Origin of the sequence: Pseudomonas sp. MF6751 (assembly GCF_016613265.1) — a bacterium.
Lineage (GTDB): Bacteria > Pseudomonadota > Gammaproteobacteria > Pseudomonadales > Pseudomonadaceae > Aquipseudomonas > Aquipseudomonas fluorescens_BV.
In genome coordinates, this window is the sequence record NZ_JAENSV010000046.1 from 17238 (window position 1) to 39760 (window position 22523).

The window sequence follows — 22523 nt, forward strand, 5'->3', positions numbered from 1 at the left end:
AGCCAAGGGCCTGCCGAGCAGCTGATTACTTGCAACGGAAGCTTTCAGGCATCGTGACCGTGTAATTGCGCTGCACGCGGTCCTGGAAATTCAGGTTCTGCAAACCCTGCTGTACCAGGAAGGCTTCGACCTTGGCGGCTTGGCAATCGTCGTTATAGGACGACGCCCGTAGCAGGTAGACCGCGCGCCTGCTCACTTCATCACGAGCGGTGACCCGGAAGGTGGTGAGCGTGGTGTAGCCGGTGCGCTCCGAGGTCCCGACCGGGCCGTATGAGGTGTTTGGGGTGCTGGTGCAGGTCAACTGGTCGGTCTTTTTCTTGTTCTTCTTGCATTGGGTGGTGGTGCTGTTTGCCACCTGCCCGTATTCGGTGGCGGTATAGCGATACGTCACCTGCTTGCTGTCGACGTCCAGGGTGACGGTCATTTTGATTGGTGCATGGTTCTTGGGCAGCGTGGTGTCGGTGAAGACATTGCGAAAGCCCTGGTCCTGCATGGCGCGGACCATGTCACGCAGGTAGTAGCGAGCATTGAGTGAGTTTTCATCACTGCCGCCGGTGGAGGTCACCAGCACGGTTGCCTGTCGATCGAAGTGATAGTCGGGATCAGGCGTTGCGTTGATCGCTACGTCCAACTGCGTGGCACACCCACTGAGCAGGGCGGTCAGTAGTAACAGGGTGCAAAGCAAGAAGCGGGTCATGAAAAAACCTTACAACTGAGATTTGGGTAAAGGCTGAACGATTGAGTCCAGCCAAAAATAACCCTCAATCGTCCTGCTGCGACATAGTGTCCGTAAATGCGTGAGTCGCATTAAATCGCAGGCAATAAAAAACCCCAAGGAACACATTGTTCCTTGGGGTTTCTCGGTATTTTGGTGCCCAGAGACGGAATCGAACCGCCGACACGGGGATTTTCAATCCCCTGCTCTACCGACTGAGCTATCTGGGCAACGGGGCGCATTAAACGGGTTTTTCAGGGGTTCGTCAAGCAAGTTTTCAAAAAATATTTAATTATTACCGTCGCTTACGTGCAGACCCTGGGTTTTGATCAATTATTGATCAGGTGGGACGTAGCCTTCGGCCTTGGCGTATTCCTCGCCGGAAAAGAACTTGTCCATTTCGCCGGCCAGGTATTTACGGTCTTCGGCGTTCATCATGTTCAGGCGTTTTTCGTTGATCAGCAGGGTCTGGTGTTTCAACCAGTCGCCCCAGGCTTTGGCGGAGACGTGCTCGTAGATGTCCTGGCCCTTGGCACCTGGGTACGGAGGGCGCTCCAGGGCTGGCAGTTCTTCTTTGTACTTGCGGCACATGATGGTGCGGGTCATGACGAAACTCCTGCGTTCAATACGTCGGCCGCGCGCTTCAGCAGTTTTTTCACCGGGGCGGCAAGGCCCAGGCGCGGCGGGGTGGCGAGGTTATACCAGAGCCAGTCGGCCTCGGCCACGTGATGGGCGGTTTCCTCGACCTGGACCAGCCAGGGTTCGATGGCCAGTTGGAAGTGGCTGAAGGTGTGGACCAGCCCGGGCAGTTCCTGATGCTTGCCCAGCGCCAGCGCGTGCTGGTTGGCGAGGTGATCCAGGTCTTGCAGGTCGTCCAGCTCCGGCAAGCTCCACAAGCCGCCCCACAAACCCGTAGACGGGCGACGGTAAAGCAGGATCGCGCCCTCGGCGTTGGCCAGCATGGGCATCAGCGTGCGCTTTTGCGGGATGGTCTTGCGCGGCTTCGGGATCGGGTAGCGTGTTTCCAGGCCCAGCATGTGGGCTTCGCAGCCTTTTTCCAGCGGGCACAGCAGGCAACTGGGTTTGCTGCGGGTGCACAGGGTAGCGCCCATGTCCATCATGGCCTGGGTGTAGGCGTTGACGCGCTCAAAGGGCGTGAAGCGCTCTGCGGTGGCCCACAGCTGTTTGGCAACCTTGGGCTCGCCCGGGTAACCCTCTTGCGCGGTAAAGCGCGCCAGCACGCGTTTGACGTTGCCGTCGAGGATCGGCGCGCGCAGGCCCATGCTCAGGCTGGCAATCGCGCCAGCGGTGGACAGGCCGATGCCCGGCAGCTCGGTGAGCTTTTCCACGTCGCGGGGGAATTCGCCGCCGTGTTCGGCCACCACGATCCTGGCGGTCTTCTGCAGGTTGCGCGCCCGTGTGTAGTAGCCCAGGCCCGTCCACAGGTGCAGCACTTCATCTTCCGGCGCGGCGGCCAGGGCTTCTACCGTCGGCAGGGACGCCATAAACCGGTCAAAGTAATTGAGCACGGTGCTCACCTGGGTCTGTTGCAGCATGATCTCCGACACCCACACCCGGTAAGGGGTGATGCCCTGTTGCCAAGGCAGGTCGTGGCGGCCATGGCGGTCGTACCAGTCCAGCACCGCTTGTGAAAACTGCTCGTTTCTCATCGGTTGAACAGGCCTTTCAATGCGTCTTTGAGCTTGGGGTTAACCTTGTCGAGCTTCTCTTCCAGCTTCTCGTTCAGGCGATTGCCGGCCGCCTTGAGGGCGACCTGGCCCAGCCCGTCCTTGTCCAGGCGGCAGGCCTTGGCGCCCAGCTCAAGCGGGCCTCGGCAGCGCAGGGGCACCTCAATGCCCTGGAAGTTGGCGCCGACCTGGCAGGCTGGGTCCGGCACGTCGCGCTTGTCGCCTTCGACGATGATGCCGACGCGGTAGTCCATGCCCAGCACGCGTAAATCCACATCACCGTTGCCGTTGAGCGTCAGGCCAGGGATACGTACTTTCAGGTCGGGGTTGCTGGCCACGCCGTTACGGAACGTGAGGTTGCCGCGCAGTTCCTGGAAGGGCGTGTCCTTGCCGCCTGGTGTGGCGCTCAGGGTCTTGCGGTTGAGCAGGGCGATGCCGGTGCACAGTTGCTGCTCGATGTTGGCATTGAGCAGCACACCGTTGTTGATCACGATGCTGGTGGTGCCGTTGAGGCTGTCGATCAAGGCCTTCTGGCTATTGCCACGGCCGTTGAGGTTACTGTCGAGGGTGAGTTGGCCTTTGACCGGCGGGTTTTTCCCTTGGGCCTGCAGGATGCGCTCAACGGGCACCTGCTTGATGTGGCTTTGCAGGGCCAGCACTGGCGTGTCCTGGCGTACGTCGAGTGTGCCGTTGGCCTGGAACGTGCCGTTGTAGAGACCGCCGCTAAGGGTGTCGAGCTTGAGTTGCCCGTCAATGCCAGAGGCTTTGAGCACCGCGTTCTGAATGGGCAACTGGCTCAGGGTCAGTTCGCCAAAGGCCAGGTCTGCATTCACGTCCAGGCTGCGCAGGCGCGTTAGCGGCAGCAGTTTGTCGTTGCTCCAGGCACCTTTGGTTGGCGCCTCCGGCAATGGTGTACTGCCGCCTGCCGCCATGGCGCCGGCTTCGCTGCTCTGTACTTCGGCCTGGCGTGCGGCGGTTGCGCCTTTGGCGGCTTCGGATTTGGCCGGCAGGTAATTGTCGGCATTGAAGGTATCGCCCTTGAGCTGCACACGCAGTGACTGCTTGGCGAAATCATCCACAGCGACGCGGCCGGTGAAGGTGCTGGCATCGAGCTTCAGGTTTAAGTCTTCCAGGGCGACGCTGGTGGGCGTGCCCTTGAGGCGGCTCACCAGTTCGACCTTGCTCAGGCTGCCTGGAGCCATGGCAGGCAGTGGGTGGCCGACGCTCTCAAGAAACTTGGCCAGGTCAAACTGGGCAACCGACAGGGCGCCGCTGATCTGCGGGGTTTTGTCCAGGTCATTGGCCTTCAGTTCGCCCAGGGCGCGCAGTTGGTTGGCCGCCAGTTTCAGGTTGGTCCATTCGGCGACGTTGGCCGCCAGGTCCACCAGCAGTTGGCCCTGGGTGGAGAAGCTCACGGTCTTGCCTTGCAACGGCTCACCGGTGGCTTCGCCACTCAAGCGCATGTCTTCGAACTGATAACGCTTGAGCGCGCGCTGGATGCGCAAGTTGCCGTTCAGCTCAGTCTTGACCCGCATCAGCGGCTGGTTGCTGCCCAGGAATGCGGTGAGTTTCAGCGGGATGCTGGCGCCTTCGTGGATGGCACCGGCACTCAACTGGATACTTTCGGCACTCAATTGCTTGCCGGTCTGTTCATCGGTGTATTCAACGCGGGCGTTGTTGATGGTCAGGCTGTCGATGTCCAGGCGGATCGGCTGCGGAGGTTTTTCCGGCTTGGTTTCAGTCACCGGTTCGACCGGCGCGGGAGCGGGGGCACCGGCGGTTTCGTCGGGCAGGTTCTTGCCGATGTCTTCCCAGTTGCCGTGACCTTGTTTGTCGCGGTTCAGGCGCAGGTTCAAGCCCTCGACACGCACATCGCTCATTTGTACTTCGCGGCGCAGCAGTGGCAGTACGCGCACCGAGAGGCCGAGCATCTGCAAGTCGGCAAACGGTTGAGTCGGTGCGGTCAGGGTCGCGACACTGGCTTCATGAAGCTCCACGCCCAGCCAGGGGAACAGGCTCCAGCCGATATCGCCATTGAGCGTCAGCTCGATGTGGGCCTTGTCGCGGGCTATCTGGCGAATTTCTTCTTTGTAGTCGTTGGGATCGAAAAGGTGGGTCAGGGCAAAGCCGAGCGCCACAATGATCAGCAACAGCCCGAGAAGTACCAGACCCAGGATTTTGCCGAACGCTTTCATGGGCGAGTCCTTGTATGTCGATTTCAAAATTTAGCCGCAGAGTATAACGCCCGAAGGCCGGCGTCAGTTCACGGATCGTTACATTGTATCCACCGGTGCGGAAATGGGATTTTGACGTCAAGAAAATACAGATAATCGAAAAAAGGTAGTGGCAGTTTGATTTTTCCGTCATCCACTGGTGCTAATCTCTGCACGTTCGTCCGCCTTCTGCGACTTAACGTCGCGCCTAAAAGGGAGCTTCACTCAACAAAACGGCCACGCTTTGCGTGCAAGGCCGAGGGAGAGAGCGCCTGACGGACGCATACCAATAACTGGGGGAAACACCATGAGCACTAGCACTGTGGCCGGCAATGCCGCCGCACAGCCTGCGTTCCTGTCCAAGGAGCGCATCATCGCCAAGCCGGGCTTCAACCGCTGGCTGGTTCCACCGGCCGCACTGGCCATCCACTTGTGCATCGGCATGGCCTACGGCTTCTCGGTGTTCTGGCTGCCCTTGTCCAAGGCGCTGGGTATCACCGCGCCGGTGGCCTGCGCGCCGGACATGAGCTTTATCGCCCAAGTCTTTTCGTCCCAATGCGACTGGCCCATCTCCATGCTGGGCTGGATCTACACCCTGTTCTTCATCTTCCTGGGCTGCTCCGCAGCGATCTGGGGCGGTTGGCTGGAACACGCCGGGCCGCGTAAGGCTGGTGTTGTCTCGGCGCTGTGCTGGTGTGGTGGCCTGCTGATCTCGGCCTTGGGTATCTATACCCACCAGATCTGGCTGATGTGGATCGGCTCCGGGGTCATTGGCGGTATTGGCCTGGGCCTGGGCTATATCTCGCCCGTCTCGACCTTGATCAAGTGGTTCCCGGACAAGCGCGGCATGGCCACTGGCATGGCGATCATGGGCTTTGGCGGCGGCGCGATGGTGGGTGCACCTTTGGCCGCGGCGCTGATGGGCCATTTCTCTTCACCGACCAGCGTCGGTGTATGGCAGAGCTTTGTGGTCATGGCGGCGATTTACTTCGTGTTCATGATCGGTGGCGCACTGCTGTATCGTGTGCCGCCAACCGGCTGGAAGCCTGAGGGTTGGACTGCTCCGGCGAAAAAAGCCAGCAATGCGATGATCACTCACCGCCATGTGCATGTGAATGTCGCGTGGAAAACCCCGCAGTTCCGCCTGGTATGGCTGGTGCTGTGCCTGAACGTGTCGGCCGGTATCGGTATTCTGGGCATGGCTTCGCCGCTGCTACAGGAAGTATTTGGCGGCAAACTCCTGGGCGTCGATGTGCCATTTGGTCAATTGGATGCGGGCCAGTTGGCCTCCATTGCAGCCATTGCCGCTGGTTTTACCGGCCTGTTGAGCCTGTTCAACATCGGTGGACGGTTCTTCTGGGCGTCGTTCTCCGACTACCTGGGGCGTAAAAACACCTATTTTGTGTTCTTCGCACTCGGCTTTGCCCTCTATGCGTTGATCCCGAACCTGGGGCACCTGGGTAACGTGGCGCTGTTCGTGGCTGCGTTCTGCATCATCCTGTCGATGTACGGCGGTGGTTTTGCCACGGTTCCGGCCTACCTGGCGGACCTGTTCGGCACTCAGATGGTTGGCGCGATCCACGGTCGCCTGTTGACCGCCTGGGCCGCTGCGGGCGTGTTGGGCCCGGTGTTGGTGAACTACCTGCGTGAATACCAGTTGAGCATTGGCGTTGAACGCGCCGCGGCCTACGACATCACCTTGTACATCCTGGCCGGCCTGCTGGTGCTGGGCTTCATCTGCAACCTGCTGGTGCGCCCGGTGGCCGACAAGTACTTCATGACCGACGCGGAACTTGCCGCCGAACAGGCGCTGGGCCATGACAAAGGTGCTGATGCGAGCACCGTGCTGGAATGGAAGGCCTCCGCCGCCAGCAAGCCGCTGGCGATTGCCGCGTGGCTGGTAGTGGGTATTCCGTTGGCGTGGGGTGTGTGGGTGACCCTGCAGAAGACGGCGGTACTGTTCCACTGACACCGCAATAAGGGTGGGCCCGGCTCCTGTGGGGCCGGGCTTGTGTGGGAGCTGGCTTGCCTGCGATAGCATCACTGCGGTGTAACTGATACCCCGAGGTGTCTGCATCGCAGGCAAGCCAGCTCCCACATAAGCCCATGCTCACATGTATGCACATGTCTATCCCCGACATTCCTCGCTCCAACTCGTCAGTCTTATCCCCTTCGTTGTTTCTGTTTAGCGCCTGCGCCCCTATAATGGCTGCCTTTTTCGCCCAATGATTTTGCGGAGCTGGTGATGGCCGAACGTAAGGCATCTGTCGAGCGCGACACTCTGGAAACCCAGATCAAAGCCTCGATCAACCTGGATGGCACCGGAAAGGCCCGATTTGATATCGGTGTACCTTTTCTTGAGCACATGCTGGACCAGATCGCCCGTCACGGGCTGATCGACCTGGATATCGTCGGCAAAGGCGACCTGCATATCGACGACCACCACATGGTGGAAGACGTGGGCATCACCCTCGGCCAGGCGTTTGCCAAGGCCATCGGCGACAAAAAAGGCATCCGTCGCTACGGCCATGCCTATGTCCCGTTGGATGAAGCGCTGTCCCGTGTGGTCATCGACTTCTCCGGTCGCCCGGGTTTGCAGATGCACGTGCCGTACACCCGCGCTAACGTGGGCCGTGGCTTTGACGTCGACCTGTTCCAGGAATTCTTCCAGGGCTTTGTCAACCACGCACTGGTCAGCCTGCACATCGACAATCTGCGCGGCACCAACACTCACCACCAGATCGAAACCGTGTTCAAGGCTTTCGGCCGCGCACTGCGCATGGCCGTGGAAGTCGATGAGCGCATGGGCGGGCAAATGCCGTCGACCAAGGGCGTCCTGTAATGCAGACGGTCGCGGTTATCGATTACGGCATGGGTAACCTGCACTCGGTGGCCAAGGCCCTTGAGCATGTAGGCGCTGGCAAGGTGCTGATCACCAGCGATGCCAACGTGATTCGCGAAGCCGACCGTGTGGTGTTCCCCGGCGTCGGTGCGATTCGCGATTGCATGGCCGAGATCCGTCGCCTGGGCTTTGATAGCCTGGTGCGCGAAGTCAGCCAGGACCGCCCCTTCCTCGGTATCTGCGTGGGGATGCAAGCCTTGCTCGACAGCAGTGAAGAGAACGGCGGTGTCGACTGCATTGGCCTGTTTCCAGGGCAGGTGAAGTTCTTCGGCAAAGACCTGCATGAAGATGGCGAGCACCTCAAAGTCCCGCACATGGGCTGGAACGAAGTGCGCCGCACCGTCGACCACCCGCTGTGGCACGACATCCCGGACATGGCGCGTTTCTACTTCGTGCACAGCTACTATATCGCCGCCGGTAACCCGCGCCAGGTGGTGGGTGGCGGGCATTACGGCGTCGATTTTGCCGCCGCGCTGGCCGATGGTTCGCGCTTTGCCGTGCAGTTTCACCCGGAGAAGAGCCATACCCATGGCCTGCAATTGCTGCAGAACTTCGCCGCGTGGGATGGTCGCTGGTAAATGGCCAGGAAACTGAAGCAGCCGATCTTGAACCTCGCGCCCGAGCAGGAGCGTGAGGCTACCGACAAGATCAAGCGTTTCATGGAGGACCGCTTCGAGCTCAAGCTGGGCTCGTTCGAGGTCGCCGAAATTCTTGAGCTGTTCACCACCGAAGTGGCGCCGCATTATTACAACAGGGCGATTTTCGACACGCAGACGCTCCTTAAAGAAAGGTTCGAAAGCATCGAAAGCGACTTGTGGTCGCTTGAGAAACCCTGATTTCCCAAGCATTGCTGAATATCGAATAAGGTTTGCCAGATGCTGATTATCCCCGCTATCGATCTCAAGGACGGCGCTTGTGTCCGCTTGCGCCAAGGCCGCATGGAAGATTCCACCGTGTTCTCCGATGACCCGGTGAGCATGGCTGCCAAATGGGTAGAAGGGGGCTGCCGTCGTCTGCATCTGGTGGACCTGAACGGCGCCTTCGAAGGCCAGCCGGTCAATGGCGAGGTGGTCACCGCCATCGCCAAGCGCTACCCGACCCTGCCGATCCAGATCGGCGGCGGTATCCGCTCCCTGGAAACCATCGAGCACTACGTGAAAGCGGGCGTGAGCTACGTGATCATCGGCACCAAGGCCGTGAAAGACCCAGCCTTCGTCGCCGAAGCCTGCCGCGCGTTCCCTGGCAAGGTGATCGTCGGCCTGGATGCCAAGGACGGCTTCGTCGCCACCGACGGCTGGGCTGAAATCAGCACCGTGCAAGTGATCGACCTGGCCAAGCAGTTCGAAGCCGACGGCGTGTCCGCCATCGTTTATACCGACATCGCCAAAGACGGCATGATGCAGGGCTGCAACGTACCTTTCACCGCAGCCCTGGCAGCGGCCACCAAGATTCCGGTGATCGCTTCCGGCGGCATCCACAACCTGGGCGATATCAAGTCGCTGCTGGACGCCAAGGCGCCCGGGATCATCGGCGCCATCACCGGCCGTGCGATCTATGAAGGCACTCTGGACGTCGCCGAAGCCCAGGCTTACTGCGACGCCTACAACGGCTGAGGACTGACCATGGCGCTGGCCAAACGCATCATCCCTTGCCTGGACGTCGACAACGGTCGCGTGGTCAAGGGCGTCAAGTTCGAGAACATCCGTGACGCCGGCGACCCGGTGGAAATTGCCCGTCGATACGATGAGCAAGGTGCCGACGAGATTACCTTTCTCGACATCACCGCCAGCGTCGATGGCCGCGATACCACGCTGCATACCGTCGAGCGCATGGCCAGCCAGGTGTTTATCCCGCTGACCGTGGGTGGCGGCGTGCGCACCGTGCAAGACATCCGCAACCTGCTCAATGCCGGTGCGGACAAGGTCTCGATCAACACCGCCGCCGTGTTCAACCCCGAGTTTGTCGGCGAAGCCGCACAACACTTCGGCTCGCAATGTATCGTGGTGGCTATCGACGCCAAGAAGGTCTCCGGCCCGGGCGAAACCCCGCGCTGGGAGATCTTCACCCACGGCGGGCGCAAGCCTACCGGGCTGGACGCGGTGGAGTGGGCGATGAAGATGGAAGGCCTGGGCGCCGGTGAGATCCTGCTGACCAGCATGGACCAGGACGGCATGAAAAACGGCTTCGACCTGGGCGTCACCCGCGCCATCAGCGATGCCCTGGGCATTCCAGTGATCGCGTCGGGTGGGGTTGGCAACCTGCAACACCTGGCCGATGGCGTGCTTGAAGGCCACGCCAGCGCGGTGCTGGCGGCGAGTATTTTCCACTTTGGCGAATACACCGTGCCCGAGGCCAAGGCCTACATGGCGGCGCGCGGTATCGTCGTGCGCTAAACGCTGCTGGACACCATGGCAGGCTCGCGGCACTCTCTGCGCTTGCCATGGATTCCGGTAGCCTTCATGTTCAAACACCTGCTGCTCGCCCTTGCCAGTTCCTCCATGCTCATGGTGGCTACGGCACACGCCGAACAACCGTCTGACGCCTCCCTGGTGTTGCTGACGGAAAATTTTCCGCCCTACAACATGGCGAAAAACGGCAAGAACTTCGCCAAGGACGAGAACATCGAAGGCATCGCCGTGGACATTATGCGCGAAACCTTCAAGCGCGCTGGCATTTCCTACAACCTCACTCTGCGTTTTCCTTGGGAGCGAATCTACAAGCTCGCCCTGGAACAGCCAGGTTACGGCGTGTTTGTGATGGCGCGGTTGCCAGATCGTGAAGCCTTGTTCAAATGGGTCGGCCCTATCGGCCCGGACGATTGGGTGTTGCTGGCCAAGGCAGACAGCAAGATCGAGTTGGAAAATCTGGAGCAAGCGCGCCGTTACAAGATTGGCGCCTACAAAGGCGATGCCATTGCCGAAAGCCTGGACAAGCAGGGGCTCAAGCCGATGGTCGCCCTGCGTGACCAGGATAATGCGCAAAAGCTTATGGAAGGCCAGATCGACCTTTGGGCCACTGGCGATCCTGCTGGGCGTTACCTGGCGCGGCAGGTGGGAGTGAACGGGCTCAAGACGGTATTGCGCTTCAACAGTGCGCAGCTTTACCTGGCGTTGAACAAGGACGTGCCGGATGAGGTGGTGGCCAGGCACCAGGCCGCATTGGATGAGTTACGCAACAGCGGCCGTATAGACGAAATCATGGCGCAATATCTGTAAGTGAGCTGTTGTGGCGAGGGAGCTTGCTCCCGCTGGGCTGCGTAGCGGCCCTAAAATCGTGGGAGCGCTTCGCACTCCAGCGGGAGCAAGCTCCCTCGCCACAGTGACTGTCAGCGATAGATGCCGTTTTTGCCGTGGGCACTCATCGCCCGATTACTGCGCACGCTGATCATCAACTTGATATCGATCCACTCCACGCCCTGCGCCTTGAGCTTGGGCAACTCGCGCTCCAGCACCGCCAGCGTCTGTGGGTAAGGATGCCCGATCATGACTGCCGAACCCTGTTTATGCGCCAGTTTGATCGCGGTCTGCAGTTGCGTGGTAATCGCCGCCTCGGTGCGTTCGTCGTCGAGAAATACATCCCGCGACACATGCGCCAAACCGATCTTCTGTGCCTCGGCGGCGGCGACGGTTTGCGCGCTGGTGCGGCTGTCGACGAAGAACTTGTGACGCCGTTGCAGCTCACCCATCAGCCAGGCCATCGCTACCGGTTGTGCGGTCATGCGGCTGCCCATGTGGTTGTTGATACCGGCGGTGTAGGGCACGGCTTCAAATGCCGCGTCCAGGCGCTTGCCCAGTTCTTCGATGGACAGCTCCGGGTGCCAGGCGAAGGGGCCGGTGGCTGGGTCCATGGGCATGTGCAGGATCACGATCTTGCCAGCCTTGTGGGCCTCACGGGCAAATTCGGTGGCGTGGGGCGTGTCCGGCATGATGGCGGCGGTCACCGGGCCGGGTAGCGCAAGCACGCGGCGATCCCGAGGCAGGTTTTGCCCCAGGTCGTCGATGATAAGCGTCAGGTAGGCTTTGTGCGGTTCGCTGGCAGTGGCCGCTTGAGCGACCCCTGCCAGGCTGCACAGCACAGCGAAGATCAGGGCAAGACGCATGATCAACGGCTGCGGGTGATGCTCAAGCCCTTGAGCAGGCTGAGTGCCTGGGCCAGTTGGTAGTCATCGTCCTGCGGCATCGGCTTGGCCTTGGCGCGGCTGCCGGTTGGCTGGTCGGCACCGCCGTTGCCATTGCCCAGGTGGCCTTGCAGGTCGGCCTCTTTGTAGTATTCGCCATCGATCTCGTTGGTGATCTTGGCGCGGCGTACTTCGATGTCCGGCACGATGCCCTGGGCCTGGATCGAGCGGCCGTTCGGCGTGTAATACAGCGCCGTGGTGATCTTCAGCGCACGCTCGTTGTTCAGCGGCAATACGGTCTGCACCGAGCCTTTGCCGAAGCTGGTGGTGCCCATCAGCACGCCGCGCTTGAGGTCTTGCAGGGCGCCGGCGACGATTTCCGAGGCCGAGGCACTGCCGCCGTTGATCAATACCGCCAGTGGCACGTTCTCGCTGAGGTCGTTGCCGGTGGCCGAGAAGCGCAACTCGGAGTTGGCGATACGGCCCTTGGTGTAGACGATCAGGCCCTTGGTGACGAAGTGGTCGACCACCTCGACCGCCGACTGCAACACGCCGCCTGGGTTGTTGCGCAGGTCAAGCACGATGCCGTTGAGCTTCTTGCCGTTGTCCTTGCGCAGCTTGGCCAGGGCCTTGGCCACTTCGTCGCCGGTCTTGACCTGGAACTGGGTGATGCGGATGTAGCCGTAGCCCGACTCCAGCAACTGGCTTTTCACGCTCTTGACCGTGATGGTTGCACGGGCCAGGGTCACGTCAAACGGGTTGCCGCCGTCGCGTACCAGGGTCAGGGTGATCTTCTGGCCGAGCTTGCCGCGCATCTTGTCGACGGCTTCGGTCATGGTCTGGCCACGGGTCGGCTGGCCGTTGATCTTCACGATCAGGTCGCCGGCCTGGATGCCGGCCTTGGACGCCGGGGTGTCGTCGATAGGCGAGACCACTTTGATCTGGCCGTCTTCGGAGCCCACTTCGATGCCCAGGCCGCCGAACTCACCGCTGGTGCTTTCCTGCAGCTCTGCGAAATCTTCCGGGCCCAGGTAGGCGGAGTGCGGGTCGAGGTTGCTGAGCATGCCCTTGATGGCATTTTCCAGCAGGGCCTTGTCGTCTACGGGTTCGACATACGCTGCCTTGATCCGGTCCATGACCTCGGCAAAGGTGCGCAGCTCGTCCAGCGGCAATGGCGCCTTGGTCGTCGCAGCCATGGCAGGTGCAGCCGGTGCGGCCTGGTCGGCAAAAGCCAGAGGCGCGCCGATCACCAGGGCGATCGTCAGGGCCAGCGAAGTGAGGCGGGACAAATGCAGCATGTCGAACGAACTCCTAATGTAGATGCGACCCTATCCTTGGGACCGGCACCATTGTGCAGGGTCGCTCGGGCGGCCCTGCTGACGAATAGCGAAGTACAGCGCCGGGGTGTCCTGGCCGCCACTGTTACCGACAGTGGAGATGGATTCACCGGCTTTTACAACATCACCTGCCGACTTGAGTAATGTCTGATTGTGGCCGTAAAGGCTCAAATAGCCATTGCCGTGGTCAAGAATCACCAGCAAGCCGGCGCCCCGCAACCAATCGGCGAACACCACGCGCCCACCGTGCACCGCGTGGACCTGGCTGCCGGCAGAGGCGCTGATCATCACGCCATCCCACTTGGCGCGGGTGTCATCGCCACGGGTTTCCCCAAAGCGTGCCAGTAATCGACCATCAACCGGCCATGGAAGTTTGCCTCGTGCGGAAGCAAAAGGGCCGCCGAACGACTCGCCGCTGCTGGAAACCAACGGGCCAGGCGCTGCACGCGCCGGTTTGCGCGGGGCCGGAGCGTCGGTGGTGGCAGCCAGTTCGGCCTCACGCTGACGCTTTTTTTCGGCTTCCTGCTGGGCGATCAGCGCTTTTTGCCGCGCTTCTTCGGCCTCGCGTGCCTGGCGGGCCAGGGTTTCTTCAATGGTCTTGAGGACTTTGGCCAGGTCGGCCTGGTCTTGCTCGCGGGCCTGCAACTTGGCGTCGCGGGCTTTTACGTCGCTGTTGAGCTTGGCCAGGGCCTGCTGGCGTTCCTTGCGTACTTTATCGAGCTGGTCGCGCTGGGTGTCGAGGGCGGTTTTCTGGTCGAGCAGCTGCGATTGCTGGTCAGCGATTTCCTGCTCGACATTGGCCAATTGGCGCAGGGTTTCGTTAAACCCCTTCAATTGCGCCAGGCGCGCCTGGCTCAGGTAGTCGTAATAGGTGAGGGTACGGGCGAATTTTTCCGGGTTCTGCTGGTTGAGCAGCAGCTTGAGGTACTCCTGGCGGCCGCTCTGGTACGCGGCACGGGCCTGGATCGCGATCAGGCGTTGCTGTTCAACGCGTGCGCTCTGGAGTTTTTTTTTCTCAGCGTCGAGTCGCTCCAGTTCCGACTCGCTCTTCTTTAGTTCTTTTTGCAGCTCCTGGACCTGCTTCTCCAGCTTGCCCATTTCGGTTTCCGTGCCGCGCAGGTCTTTCTGCACCCCGGATTTTTCTTCCTGGAGCTTGCCGAGCAGCTTTTTCAGCTCGGTAATGTCCTGACGCGTAGCGTCCAACTGTTGTTGGGTTTGTGCGCGCTCATCGGCAAACGCCGGTTGGAGCAGGCAGACAAGAGCAAGGGTTATCAAGGCGCGAAGCATAGAGGCGGGCGACACCAGGGGAAAAGGACGGCCTAGTATGCCCGCCAAGCGCTGCAAAAAAAACGCCCAATTGGGGCTGGTGGGCAAGATAGGTGCCGAGTGGTGCTGGTATGGCGAAAAGACATCTATCAAACACCACAAACCAATGTGGGAGCGGGCTTGCCCGCGATTGCGGTGGGTCAGCGACATAGATGTCGACTGATTAGCCGCTATCGCGGGCAAGCCCGCTCCCACACTGTTTTGTGGCGTACTTTGGATCAGACCAGGATCGAGGTCCCGGTCATCTCCTTCGGCTGCTCCAGCCCCATCAGCTTGAGCATGGTCGGCGCCACATCCGCCAGCACGCCACCTTCACGCACTTTCAGGTCACGTTTGCCGACATAGATGAACGGTACCGGTTCGGTGGTGTGCGCGGTGTGCGCCTGGCCGGTGGATTCGTCGGACATCTGTTCGCAGTTGCCATGGTCGGCGGTGATCAGCGCTTCGCCGCCGACTTTTTCCAGCGCGTCGACGATGCGACCAACACATTTATCCAGGCATTCCACGGCCTTGACCGCCGCTTCCAGGTTGCCGCTGTGGCCAACCATGTCGCCGTTGGCGTAGTTGACGACGATCACGTCATAACGCTGGTGATCAATGGCGTCGACGATCTTGTCGGTGACTTCCGGTGCGCTCATTTCCGGCTGCAAGTCGTAGGTAGCGACTTTTGGCGACGGGATCAGGATGCGCTCTTCGCCGGGGAACGGCTCCTCGCGGCCACCGGAGAAGAAGAACGTCACGTGGGCGTATTTCTCGGTTTCGGCGATGCGCAGTTGGGTCTTGCCGTTCTTGGCCAGGTAGTCGCCCAGCACGTTCTCCAGGCTGCCCGGGGCGAACGCCGACGGGGCCGGGATGTTGGCGGCGTATTGGGTGAGCATGACGAACTCGACCTTCGGCTGGCGCGCGCGTTCGAAGTCCTTGAAGCCTTCATCGACGAACACATGGCTCAGCTCACGGGCGCGGTCGGCGCGGAAGTTCATGAACACCACGGCGTCGCCGTCTTCGACCTTCACCGGCTCGCCGATGGTGGTGGCTTTGACGAATTCATCGCTTTCACCGCGGGCGTAGGCCGCTTCCAGGCCTTCCTGGGCGGTGGCCGCGTTGAATTCGGCCTGGCCGTCTACTATCAGGTTGTAGGCCTGGGCGACACGGTCCCAGCGGTTGTCGCGGTCCATGGCGAAGTAACGGCCCACCAGGCTGGCAATACGGCCCTTGCCCAGGGCGGCGAAGGTGGTATCCAGCAGTTCGATGGAGGATTGCGCGCTTTTAGGTGGCGTGTCGCGGCCGTCGAGGAAGGCGTGCAGATAGATTTTGTCAGCGCCACGCTTGAACGCCAGTTCGGCCATGGCGACCAAGTGATCCTGATGGCTGTGTACGCCGCCGTCCGACAACAGGCCCATGAAGTGCACGGCCTTGCCGGCGGAAACGGCTTTATCGACCGCCGCGCAGATGGTCGGGTTTTCGAAGAACTCGCCATCGCGGATCGCCTTGGTGACACGAGTGAAGTCCTGGTACACCACTCGTCCGGCACCGAGGTTCATGTGGCCGACTTCCGAGTTGCCCATCTGGCCGTCCGGCAGGCCCACGTCCATGCCGGAACCTGAGATCAGGCCGTTGGGCACGGTGGCGGTCAGGCGGTCCAGTACTGGCTTGTTGGCCGAGTACACTGCGTTGTCGTGGTGGCTTTCACTGTGTCCGAAGCCATCGAGAATTATCAGGACCAAAGGTTTAGGCGTGGTAGTCATAGATCCTCTCGCGGCGCTAATAAAGGAAGACAATTGAAAAGGGAGTGGCAGTTTAAAGCGAAGTTCCAACCACGTCACCGCTTTACGGGGGTTGGCCCCCCCTGGCGGCTGTGTATACTTACCGCCATTTTAACGCCCTGGAACCTCCTTGATGGTTGATCACCTGATTGCATTTGCCACTGCCCACTACCTGCTTGTGGGCGCCTTCGTCATCCTGCTGGCGCTGCTGATCGCTCACGAACTGAGCCGCGGTGGTCGCAGCCTGAGCACGTCGGAGCTGACCGCGCTGGTCAACAAGGATGAGGCCGTCGTCGTCGATATTCGCCCGGCCAAGGATTATGCCGCCGGCCATATCGTTGGCGCCCTGAACATTCCCCAGGACAAGCTGATTGCGCGTCTGGGCGAACTGGAAAAGCACAAGGCCAAGACCATCATCCTGGTCGATGCCCAGGGCCAGCACTCCGGCACCCACGCCCGTGAGATGCTCAAGTCTGGCTTCACCGCCGCCAAGCTGTCGGGTGGTATCAGCAGCTGGCGTGGCGATAACCTGCCGTTGGTGAAGTGATATGAGCCAGGTTGTCGTGTATTCCAGCGATTGGTGCCCTTACTGCATGCGGGCCAAGGCCTTGCTTGAGAAAAAGGGTGTTGCCTTTGAAGAGATCAAGGTCGATGGCAAGCCCCAGGTGCGCGCCGAAATGGCCCAGAAGGCTGGCCGCACGTCGGTCCCGCAGATCTGGATCGGCACCCGGCATATCGGTGGTTGCGACGACCTGTTCGCTCTGGAGCGCGCCGGTAAACTTGATGCGCTGCTGTCCGCCTGACGTCTAAACCCTTAAGAACCCAAGATAAAGAAGGATCTGCGATGACTGATCAACAGAACACCGAAGCAGCAGAAGCTCAAGGCCCACAGTTTTCGCTGCAGCGGATCTACGTGCGTGACCTGTCGTTCGAAGCGCCAAAAAGCCCGGCCATCTTCCGTCAGGAGTGGACCCCAAGCGTTGCGCTGGACCTGAACACCCGTCAGAAATCCCTGGAAGGTGACTTCCACGAAGTCGTGCTGACCCTGTCGGTCACCGTCAAGAATGGTGAAGAAGTCGCTTTCATCGCTGAAGTGCAACAAGCCGGTATCTTCCTGATCCAGGGCCTGGACGAAGCGTCCATGAGCCACACCCTGGGTGCGTTCTGCCCGAACATCCTGTTCCCGTATGCCCGTGAGACCCTGGACAGCCTGGTCACCCGTGGTTCGTTCCCGGCCCTGATGCTGGCCCCGGTGAACTTCGATGCCCTGTACGCCCAAGAGCTGCAGCGCATGCAACAGGAAGGCGCGCCAACCGTTCAGTAATTTGCTGAGCGATGCTGTTCTAAAATGTGGGAGCGGGCTTGTGTGGGAGCTGGCTTGCCTGCGATAGCATCACTGCGGTGTGACTGACACACCGAGGTGCCTGCATCGCGGGCAAGCCCGGCTCCCACACAAGCCCGCTCCCACATTTGTTATGCGGTGTTATTTAAAGCCCAGTTGGCGCCAGCCTTCATAGACGGCAACGGCTACGGTGTTCGACAGGTTCAGGCTGCGGCAGCCTTCACGCATCGGCAAGCGCAGGCGATGGCCATCGGGCAATGCGTCAAGCACCTCGGCCGGCAGGCCTCGGCTCTCCGGGCCGAACAGGAACGCGTCGCCCTCGGCAAAGCTGGCATCATGAAACGGCCGCGAGCCCTTGGTGGTGAACGCGAACAGCCGTGGGTGGCCCAGGCTCTCCAGGCAACTGGCGAGGTCGGCATGGCGCTTGAGGGTGGCGTACTCGTGGTAGTCCAGCCCGGCACGGCGCAGGCGCTTGTCGTCCATGTCAAAGCCCAACGGCTCGATCAAATGCAGGTGGCAGCCACTGTTGGCGCACAGCCTGATAACGTTGCCGGTATTCGGCGGAATTTCTGGTTGAAAAAGGATGACGTGAAACATGCACGGCTCCGAAGGCAAAGATGCGCTGCATTCTACCCCTGAAGACGACCCGAGACCGAAGCTATTGCCGAGGGTGTTGGGCTCATTGGCGATTGTCGGCTTGATGATTGGCTTGATGATCGGTCGCTTGACCACCCCCGAGCCGCTGGAGCTGCAACAGGTAGAACCTGCGGCGGATGGTTTGGTGGTGTGGTTCAACAACGAGCCCAAGCTGCACGGCGAGCATATCGACGGCACCGTGGCGTTGCTGTTTGACGCCCAGGGCAAGGCTGCCAGCGGGCAGCTCAAGGTCAATGACAAAGACGTGAATTGGCGCATACGCAAGACCGACGCTGGCCTGCTACTGAACTTGGTGGCGGCTCGGCCGTTGCGTGGGGAATGGAGCGGTGCAGAGGTCGATGGCCGCTGGCGGCTGGAGATCCATCTCCAAGAGCAATAAAAGAGGGAGTTCCCGGCCTGCCTGTACCAGGGCTCCCAAAACGGGGTGAAGCCCAAGGCTTCGGTGTTAAAGAGGGGATTCTCGGCCTGCCTGTACCAAGGTCCCCGAAACTGGGTAGTACTGGGGTAGTACTGGGGTTGTTGCAGGGGGCGTGCCAAAACTTGCAATTGCTGCTGGAAAAAAAATGCCAAAAAGCGCAAAGCCCCGGAATACGGGGCTTTGTTTGTTTCTGCTACCAAGAAATTTGTAGCGAAAGCGATATGTGAGTTTTCTGGTCTGTGCTCAATGCCGGTTCATCGTGCATTGAAGCGGTGCACAGTCTGCAGGCATTGCACAAAACCAATGTGGGAGCTGGCTTGCCTGCGATGACGGCGTGTCAGCCCTATACAGGGTGACTGACACACCGCCATCGCGGGCAAGCCCGGCTCCCACACTAGACCTTCAGCGGTCTTGGGGTTCAGGCCTCATCACCCTCATCATCATCCCCACCATCCACCTTCATCCCCAACTCCTTGATCTTGCGCGTCAGGGTATTGCGCCCCCAACCCAGCAGCACGGCCGCATCGCGACGACGGCCGGCAGTGTGCTTCAGGGCAGTCTCGATCATGATCCGCTCGAACGCCGGCACGGCGCTGTCCAGCAGGTTCGACTGGCCGCGTGCCAAGGCCTGGTCCGCCCATTGGCGCAGCGCCTGTTCCCAGTTGGTCACGGGAGCCGAGTCCTGCGGCAGGCTCAGCAGCTCCGGCGGCAGGTCGCTGATGTGCACTTCACGCCCGGAGGCCATCACGGTGATCCAGCGGCAGGTGTTCTCCAGCTGGCGCACGTTGCCGGGCCACGGCAGGTTCTTGAGGTATTCCTCGGTCTCGCTTTTGAGCAGCTTGGGCTCGACGGCCAGCTCCAGGGCGGCGCGGCTGAGGAAGTGGCGGGCGAGGGTGGGGATATCTTCGCGACGGTCTGACATGCGCGGGATGTGGATGCGGATCACGTTGAGGCGGTGGAACAAGTCCTCACGGAATTTACCCGCATGCACCAGTGTTTCCAGGTTCTGGTGGGTGGCCGCGATGATGCGCACATCCACCTTGACCGGCGTATGCCCGCCCACACGGTAGAACTCGCCGTCAGCCAGCACGCGTAGCAAGCGAGTCTGGGTATCGGCCGGCATGTCGCCGATTTCATCGAGAAACAGTGTGCCGCCGTCCGCCTGTTCAAAGCGTCCGCGACGCAGGTTGGCCGCGCCGGTGAATGCGCCTTTCTCATGGCCGAACAGTTCGGACTCCATCAGGTCCTTGGGGATCGCCGCCATGTTCAGCGCGATAAACGGCGAGGCCGCGCGTGGGCTGTGGCGGTGCAGGGCATGGGCCACCAGCTCTTTACCGGTCCCCGATTCGCCGTTGATCAGCACGGTGATGTTGGAATGGCTCAAGCGCCCGATGGCGCGAAACACTTCCTGCATCGCCGGCGCTTCCCCGATGATTTCCGGGGTACGGGTCAGGGTCGGCGGCGCTTCCTGGTTCTGTTGTTCCTGGGCGTGCTGGTTGGCGCGCTTGACCAGCGCCACCGCTTCATCCACATCGAATGGTTTGGGCAGGTATTCAAAGGCACCGCCCTGGTAGGACGCGACAGCGCTGTCCAGGTCCGAGTGGGCAGTCATGATGATTACCGGCAGGCGCGGGTGCTGCTCGCGAATGCGCGCCAGCAAGTCCAGGCCACTGGCCCCAGGCATGCGGATATCGGAAATGATCACGTCCGGCTGCTGGCGTGCCAAGCGGCTCATCACCCCGTCGGCGCTGTCGAAGCTCTGGGTAGTCATGCCTTCCTGTTGCAAGGCTTTCTCGAGGACCCAGCGGATAGAACGGTCGTCATCGACGATCCAGACAGTTTCACTACGGCTCATGTCGTGGGGGCTCCTTGTTCCAATGGCAGGAAGATCGAGAACGTGGTGTGGCCAGGGTGGCTCTCACATTCGATCAGGCCCTGATGCTGGCTGATGATGTTCTGGGTGATGGCCAGGCCCAGCCCGGTACCGTCCGGGCGGCCGCTGACCATGGGAAAGAAGATGGTTTCCTGCAGCTCCGCAGGAATGCCGGGGCCGTTGTCGATGATCTCGACCTTGGTCACCAGGCGGTGGCGCACATGGCCGATGGTGAACTGGCGCAGGGCGCGGGTGCGCAGGCTGATGCGGCCCAGGCGTAGCTCATTCTGGCTGCTGATGGCCTGCATGGCGTTGCGCACGATGTTGAGCACCGCCTGGATCATCTGTTCGCGGTCGATCAACACGTCGGGAATACTTGGGTCGTAGTCGCGCACCAAGGTGATGCAGCCTTGGCTTTCGGCCTCGACCAATTGGCAGACCCGCTCCAGCACCTCATGCACGTTGGTCATCGCCAAGGACGGCAGCTTGTTGGAGCCGAGCATACGGTCCACCAGGTTACGCAGACGGTCGGCTTCTTCGATGATGACGTTGGTGTAGTCCTTGAGGTGCTCGTCCGGCAGCTCACGGGCCAGCAACTGTGCCGCGCCGCGAATGCCGCCCAACGGGTTCTTGATCTCGTGGGCGAGGCCGCGCACCAGCATCTTGCTGGTTTCCTGCTTGGACAGCTGCGCTTCCTCCTTGGTGATGCGCAGCAGGCGGTCGCGGGGGTGGACTTCGAGCAGCAGCAGGGTCGCGCCATTACTCAGGATCGGGGTCACGGCGTAGTCGACGGTCAACGTTTGTCCGGTGAGCGCGGTGAGCATCGCTTCGCGCTTGGTGAACGGGTGTGCCTGCTCCACGGCCTGGCGCAACGAGCTCAAGGCTTCGGCCGACTCGGTGAACAATTCGCTGATGAACTGCCCATGGCTGCGCTGGCCGCTGATCGCCAGGAGCATCTCCGCCGCCGGGTTCATGTACTCAAGGCGCAGGTCGGCATTGAGCAGGATGGTCGCGGTGGTCAGGTTGTCGAGTAACAAACGGTGCAGTGCATCGCTGATGGTCATCGGGACCTCTTTTGGAGCAAGGCGCGGGCTTGAGGCACACGCTGATACAAGGAAAATGCAAAAACCAAACCAAGGCTCCGAAAAGAAGCGCTAATGCCCTGAAATAAGGGGTTCAGGCGCGAAACTGTGGCGTTCTGCCAGCCTCAACGGGAAGTTTCGAACCAAAATGGGCTGGGCAATTGAGAAGGGTGCAGGCTATCGCACCAATATAGTGCGGTTTTGTGAAGGTTGTTCAGCTAGTGAAGATTAGAGGCGAATCGTAGTCAGTGTGGGAGCTGGCTTGCCTGCGATAGCGGTAGCGCATTCAACACCGCTATCGCAGGCAAGCCAGCTGCACACATTTTTAATTGGGTTTGCAGTCACTAGCCTTTGTAGATGCACAGCTCGGCGGTGGCGCGAATCATCGCCAGTTGGCGCAGCGGATCATTCAGCGGTTCGTGCACGGCCTCGGCCAGCCATTGGGGGCATTTGGGGTCTGTGCGCAGTGGGGTGAAGTCGGCCAACTGCTGCAGCAGCCTTTTTTGCAGCTCGTCCAATTGCGGGCGGATCTGCTGGACCAAGTCCGGGCGCGGGTCGTCGGGAGCTTTGCCCTGGAACTGCCAATCGGACAGGTGGGTGTATTGCACCAGTTTATTGGCTTCGATCTGTGCGGCGAAAAACTGCTCGGCAGCGGCCGGGTCCAGCTTGTAGCTCGGCGCCTGGGCAGTGACGCTGGCGATCACCTCTTGCTCGCGCTTCTTGTCCTCCACGGGTTTGTGGCTGTCCCATTTGCTCAGTGCTACCTGGTCGGCAATCTCCAGGCGTTCGGCGATGCTGTTGAGCAGGGGTTCCAGCGTAGGCGGCGCTGCGCTCGCGCTGGCACTGATGAACAGCAGGGCAAATACAAGTCGATATTTCAAGGGCGATCCTCTGTAGGAGCGAGCTTGCTCGCGAAGGTCGCTAACGATAACGCGCCAATGTTGAAAAAATGCGGTGTCTTTGCGTTTTTCGCGAGCAAGCTCGCTCCTATGTATGGACTCGCCCTCCACTGTCAACCCGCTTTTCAAACATTGGTACCCGGTTGCATCTATGTATCAGGCCTATCCGAGGAAGCTCCAAACAGCTTCTG

The 22523-nt window shown here is 60.7% G+C and carries 23 protein-coding genes and 1 tRNA gene; 11 read left to right on the forward strand and 13 right to left on the reverse strand.

All coding sequences use genetic code 11. The features are described 5' to 3' along the window. Positions 1 to 25: 25 nt before the first annotated feature. The 5 genes from JJD66_RS23855 to JJD66_RS23875 all read right to left on the reverse strand — a co-directional run bounded on the left by JJD66_RS23855 (position 26) and on the right by JJD66_RS23875 (position 4598). Complete coding sequence (locus JJD66_RS23855; RefSeq protein ID WP_105225438.1) at positions 26 to 697, reverse strand: hypothetical protein; 672 nt, start codon at positions 695 to 697, stop codon at positions 26 to 28. Positions 698 to 869: 172 nt separating this feature from the next. After that, positions 870 to 945, reverse strand: a tRNA-Phe gene (locus tag JJD66_RS23860). A gap of 103 nt (positions 946 to 1048) precedes the next feature. Beyond that, positions 1049 to 1321 (reverse strand): oxidative damage protection protein, encoded by a 273-nt coding sequence (locus JJD66_RS23865; RefSeq protein ID WP_198716200.1) that lies wholly within the window; start codon positions 1319 to 1321, stop codon positions 1049 to 1051. Next, positions 1318 to 2385: an A/G-specific adenine glycosylase gene (gene mutY / locus JJD66_RS23870; RefSeq protein ID WP_072434757.1), complete on the reverse strand. Its 1068-nt coding sequence runs from the start codon at positions 2383 to 2385 to the stop codon at positions 1318 to 1320. Before mutY ends, JJD66_RS23865 begins: the two co-directional genes overlap by 4 nt. Continuing rightward, positions 2382 to 4598 (reverse strand): AsmA family protein, encoded by a 2217-nt coding sequence (locus JJD66_RS23875; protein WP_200649192.1) that lies wholly within the window; start codon positions 4596 to 4598, stop codon positions 2382 to 2384. The genes mutY and JJD66_RS23875 overlap by 4 nt, the downstream gene beginning before the upstream one ends. Before the next feature lie 325 nt (positions 4599 to 4923). Here JJD66_RS23875 and JJD66_RS23880 point away from each other — a divergent pair, with 325 nt between their 5' ends. The 7 genes from JJD66_RS23880 to JJD66_RS23910 all read left to right on the forward strand — a co-directional run bounded on the left by JJD66_RS23880 (position 4924) and on the right by JJD66_RS23910 (position 10733). Continuing rightward, the gene (locus JJD66_RS23880; RefSeq protein ID WP_054897552.1) at positions 4924 to 6585 is read left to right on the forward strand and encodes an OFA family MFS transporter; all 1662 of its coding nucleotides are present in this window, start codon (positions 4924 to 4926) and stop codon (positions 6583 to 6585) included. Positions 6586 to 6861: 276 nt separating this feature from the next. Beyond that, entirely contained in the window at positions 6862 to 7458 is a 597-nt protein-coding gene (hisB, locus tag JJD66_RS23885) for an imidazoleglycerol-phosphate dehydratase HisB (RefSeq protein WP_003187781.1), read from the forward strand. Further along, complete coding sequence (hisH, locus tag JJD66_RS23890; protein WP_054897551.1) at positions 7458 to 8096, forward strand: imidazole glycerol phosphate synthase subunit HisH; 639 nt, start codon at positions 7458 to 7460, stop codon at positions 8094 to 8096. Before hisB ends, hisH begins: the two co-directional genes overlap by 1 nt. Next, complete coding sequence (locus JJD66_RS23895) at positions 8097 to 8354, forward strand: DUF2164 domain-containing protein (RefSeq protein WP_200649193.1); 258 nt, start codon at positions 8097 to 8099, stop codon at positions 8352 to 8354. A gap of 39 nt (positions 8355 to 8393) precedes the next feature. Further along, positions 8394 to 9131: a 1-(5-phosphoribosyl)-5-[(5-phosphoribosylamino)methylideneamino]imidazole-4-carboxamide isomerase gene (gene hisA, locus JJD66_RS23900; RefSeq protein ID WP_032894030.1), complete on the forward strand. Its 738-nt coding sequence runs from the start codon at positions 8394 to 8396 to the stop codon at positions 9129 to 9131. Between the two features lie 9 nt (positions 9132 to 9140). After that, positions 9141 to 9911, forward strand: a complete 771-nt coding sequence (gene hisF, locus JJD66_RS23905) for an imidazole glycerol phosphate synthase subunit HisF (protein ID WP_003187786.1) — start codon at positions 9141 to 9143, stop codon at positions 9909 to 9911. A gap of 66 nt (positions 9912 to 9977) precedes the next feature. Beyond that, entirely contained in the window at positions 9978 to 10733 is a 756-nt protein-coding gene (locus JJD66_RS23910) for a substrate-binding periplasmic protein (RefSeq protein WP_200649194.1), read from the forward strand. Positions 10734 to 10843: 110 nt separating this feature from the next. On the opposite strand, the gene JJD66_RS23915 is transcribed toward JJD66_RS23910, so the two are convergent. The 4 genes from JJD66_RS23915 to gpmI form a co-directional block, all read right to left on the reverse strand. Next, positions 10844 to 11617 carry a divergent polysaccharide deacetylase family protein gene (locus JJD66_RS23915; protein WP_200649195.1) on the reverse strand — a complete coding sequence of 258 codons (774 nt, stop codon included), beginning with the start codon at positions 11615 to 11617 and terminating at the stop codon, positions 10844 to 10846. A 2-nt stretch (positions 11618 to 11619) separates the two neighbouring features. After that, positions 11620 to 12933, reverse strand: a complete 1314-nt coding sequence (locus JJD66_RS23920; RefSeq protein ID WP_020302395.1) for a S41 family peptidase — start codon at positions 12931 to 12933, stop codon at positions 11620 to 11622. Between the two features lie 30 nt (positions 12934 to 12963). Then, complete coding sequence (locus tag JJD66_RS23925) at positions 12964 to 14259, reverse strand: murein hydrolase activator EnvC family protein (RefSeq protein ID WP_003187792.1); 1296 nt, start codon at positions 14257 to 14259, stop codon at positions 12964 to 12966. Positions 14260 to 14516: 257 nt separating this feature from the next. Beyond that, positions 14517 to 16043 carry a 2,3-bisphosphoglycerate-independent phosphoglycerate mutase gene (gpmI, locus tag JJD66_RS23930; RefSeq protein ID WP_200649196.1) on the reverse strand — a complete coding sequence of 509 codons (1527 nt, stop codon included), beginning with the start codon at positions 16041 to 16043 and terminating at the stop codon, positions 14517 to 14519. Between the two features lie 151 nt (positions 16044 to 16194). On the opposite strand from gpmI, the gene JJD66_RS23935 reads away from it, so the two are divergent. Genes JJD66_RS23935 through secB form a run of 3 tightly spaced genes read left to right on the forward strand, consistent with a single transcriptional unit; the run spans position 16195 to position 17385 of the window. After that, positions 16195 to 16608, forward strand: coding sequence for a rhodanese-like domain-containing protein (locus tag JJD66_RS23935; protein ID WP_032901811.1), 414 nt, complete (start codon positions 16195 to 16197; stop codon positions 16606 to 16608). Position 16609: 1 nt separating this feature from the next. Then, the gene (gene grxC, locus JJD66_RS23940; protein WP_003171118.1) at positions 16610 to 16864 is read left to right on the forward strand and encodes a glutaredoxin 3; all 255 of its coding nucleotides are present in this window, start codon (positions 16610 to 16612) and stop codon (positions 16862 to 16864) included. Positions 16865 to 16905: 41 nt separating this feature from the next. Continuing rightward, on the forward strand, positions 16906 to 17385 hold the full coding sequence (secB, locus tag JJD66_RS23945) for a protein-export chaperone SecB (protein WP_032894017.1): 480 nt from the start codon (positions 16906 to 16908) through the stop codon (positions 17383 to 17385). A 159-nt stretch (positions 17386 to 17544) separates the two neighbouring features. Here secB and JJD66_RS23950 read toward each other — a convergent pair whose 3' ends face one another. After that, positions 17545 to 18000, reverse strand: coding sequence for a tRNA (cytidine(34)-2'-O)-methyltransferase (locus JJD66_RS23950; RefSeq protein WP_003171120.1), 456 nt, complete (start codon positions 17998 to 18000; stop codon positions 17545 to 17547). On the opposite strand from JJD66_RS23950, the gene JJD66_RS23955 reads away from it, so the two are divergent. After that, the gene (locus JJD66_RS23955) at positions 17999 to 18439 is read left to right on the forward strand and encodes a hypothetical protein (protein WP_032894013.1); all 441 of its coding nucleotides are present in this window, start codon (positions 17999 to 18001) and stop codon (positions 18437 to 18439) included. The genes JJD66_RS23950 and JJD66_RS23955 overlap by 2 nt on opposite strands. 457 nt (positions 18440 to 18896) lie before the next feature. On the opposite strand, the gene ntrC is transcribed toward JJD66_RS23955, so the two are convergent. The 3 genes from ntrC to JJD66_RS23970 all read right to left on the reverse strand — a co-directional run bounded on the left by ntrC (position 18897) and on the right by JJD66_RS23970 (position 22314). Next, positions 18897 to 20333 (reverse strand): nitrogen regulation protein NR(I), encoded by a 1437-nt coding sequence (gene ntrC, locus JJD66_RS23960; RefSeq protein ID WP_003187806.1) that lies wholly within the window; start codon positions 20331 to 20333, stop codon positions 18897 to 18899. Beyond that, entirely contained in the window at positions 20330 to 21415 is a 1086-nt protein-coding gene (gene glnL, locus JJD66_RS23965) for a nitrogen regulation protein NR(II) (RefSeq protein WP_198714945.1), read from the reverse strand. The genes ntrC and glnL overlap by 4 nt, the downstream gene beginning before the upstream one ends. Positions 21416 to 21777: 362 nt before the next feature. Next, on the reverse strand, positions 21778 to 22314 hold the full coding sequence (locus JJD66_RS23970; protein ID WP_200649197.1) for a chorismate mutase: 537 nt from the start codon (positions 22312 to 22314) through the stop codon (positions 21778 to 21780). Between the last annotated feature and the right edge of the window lie 209 nt (positions 22315 to 22523).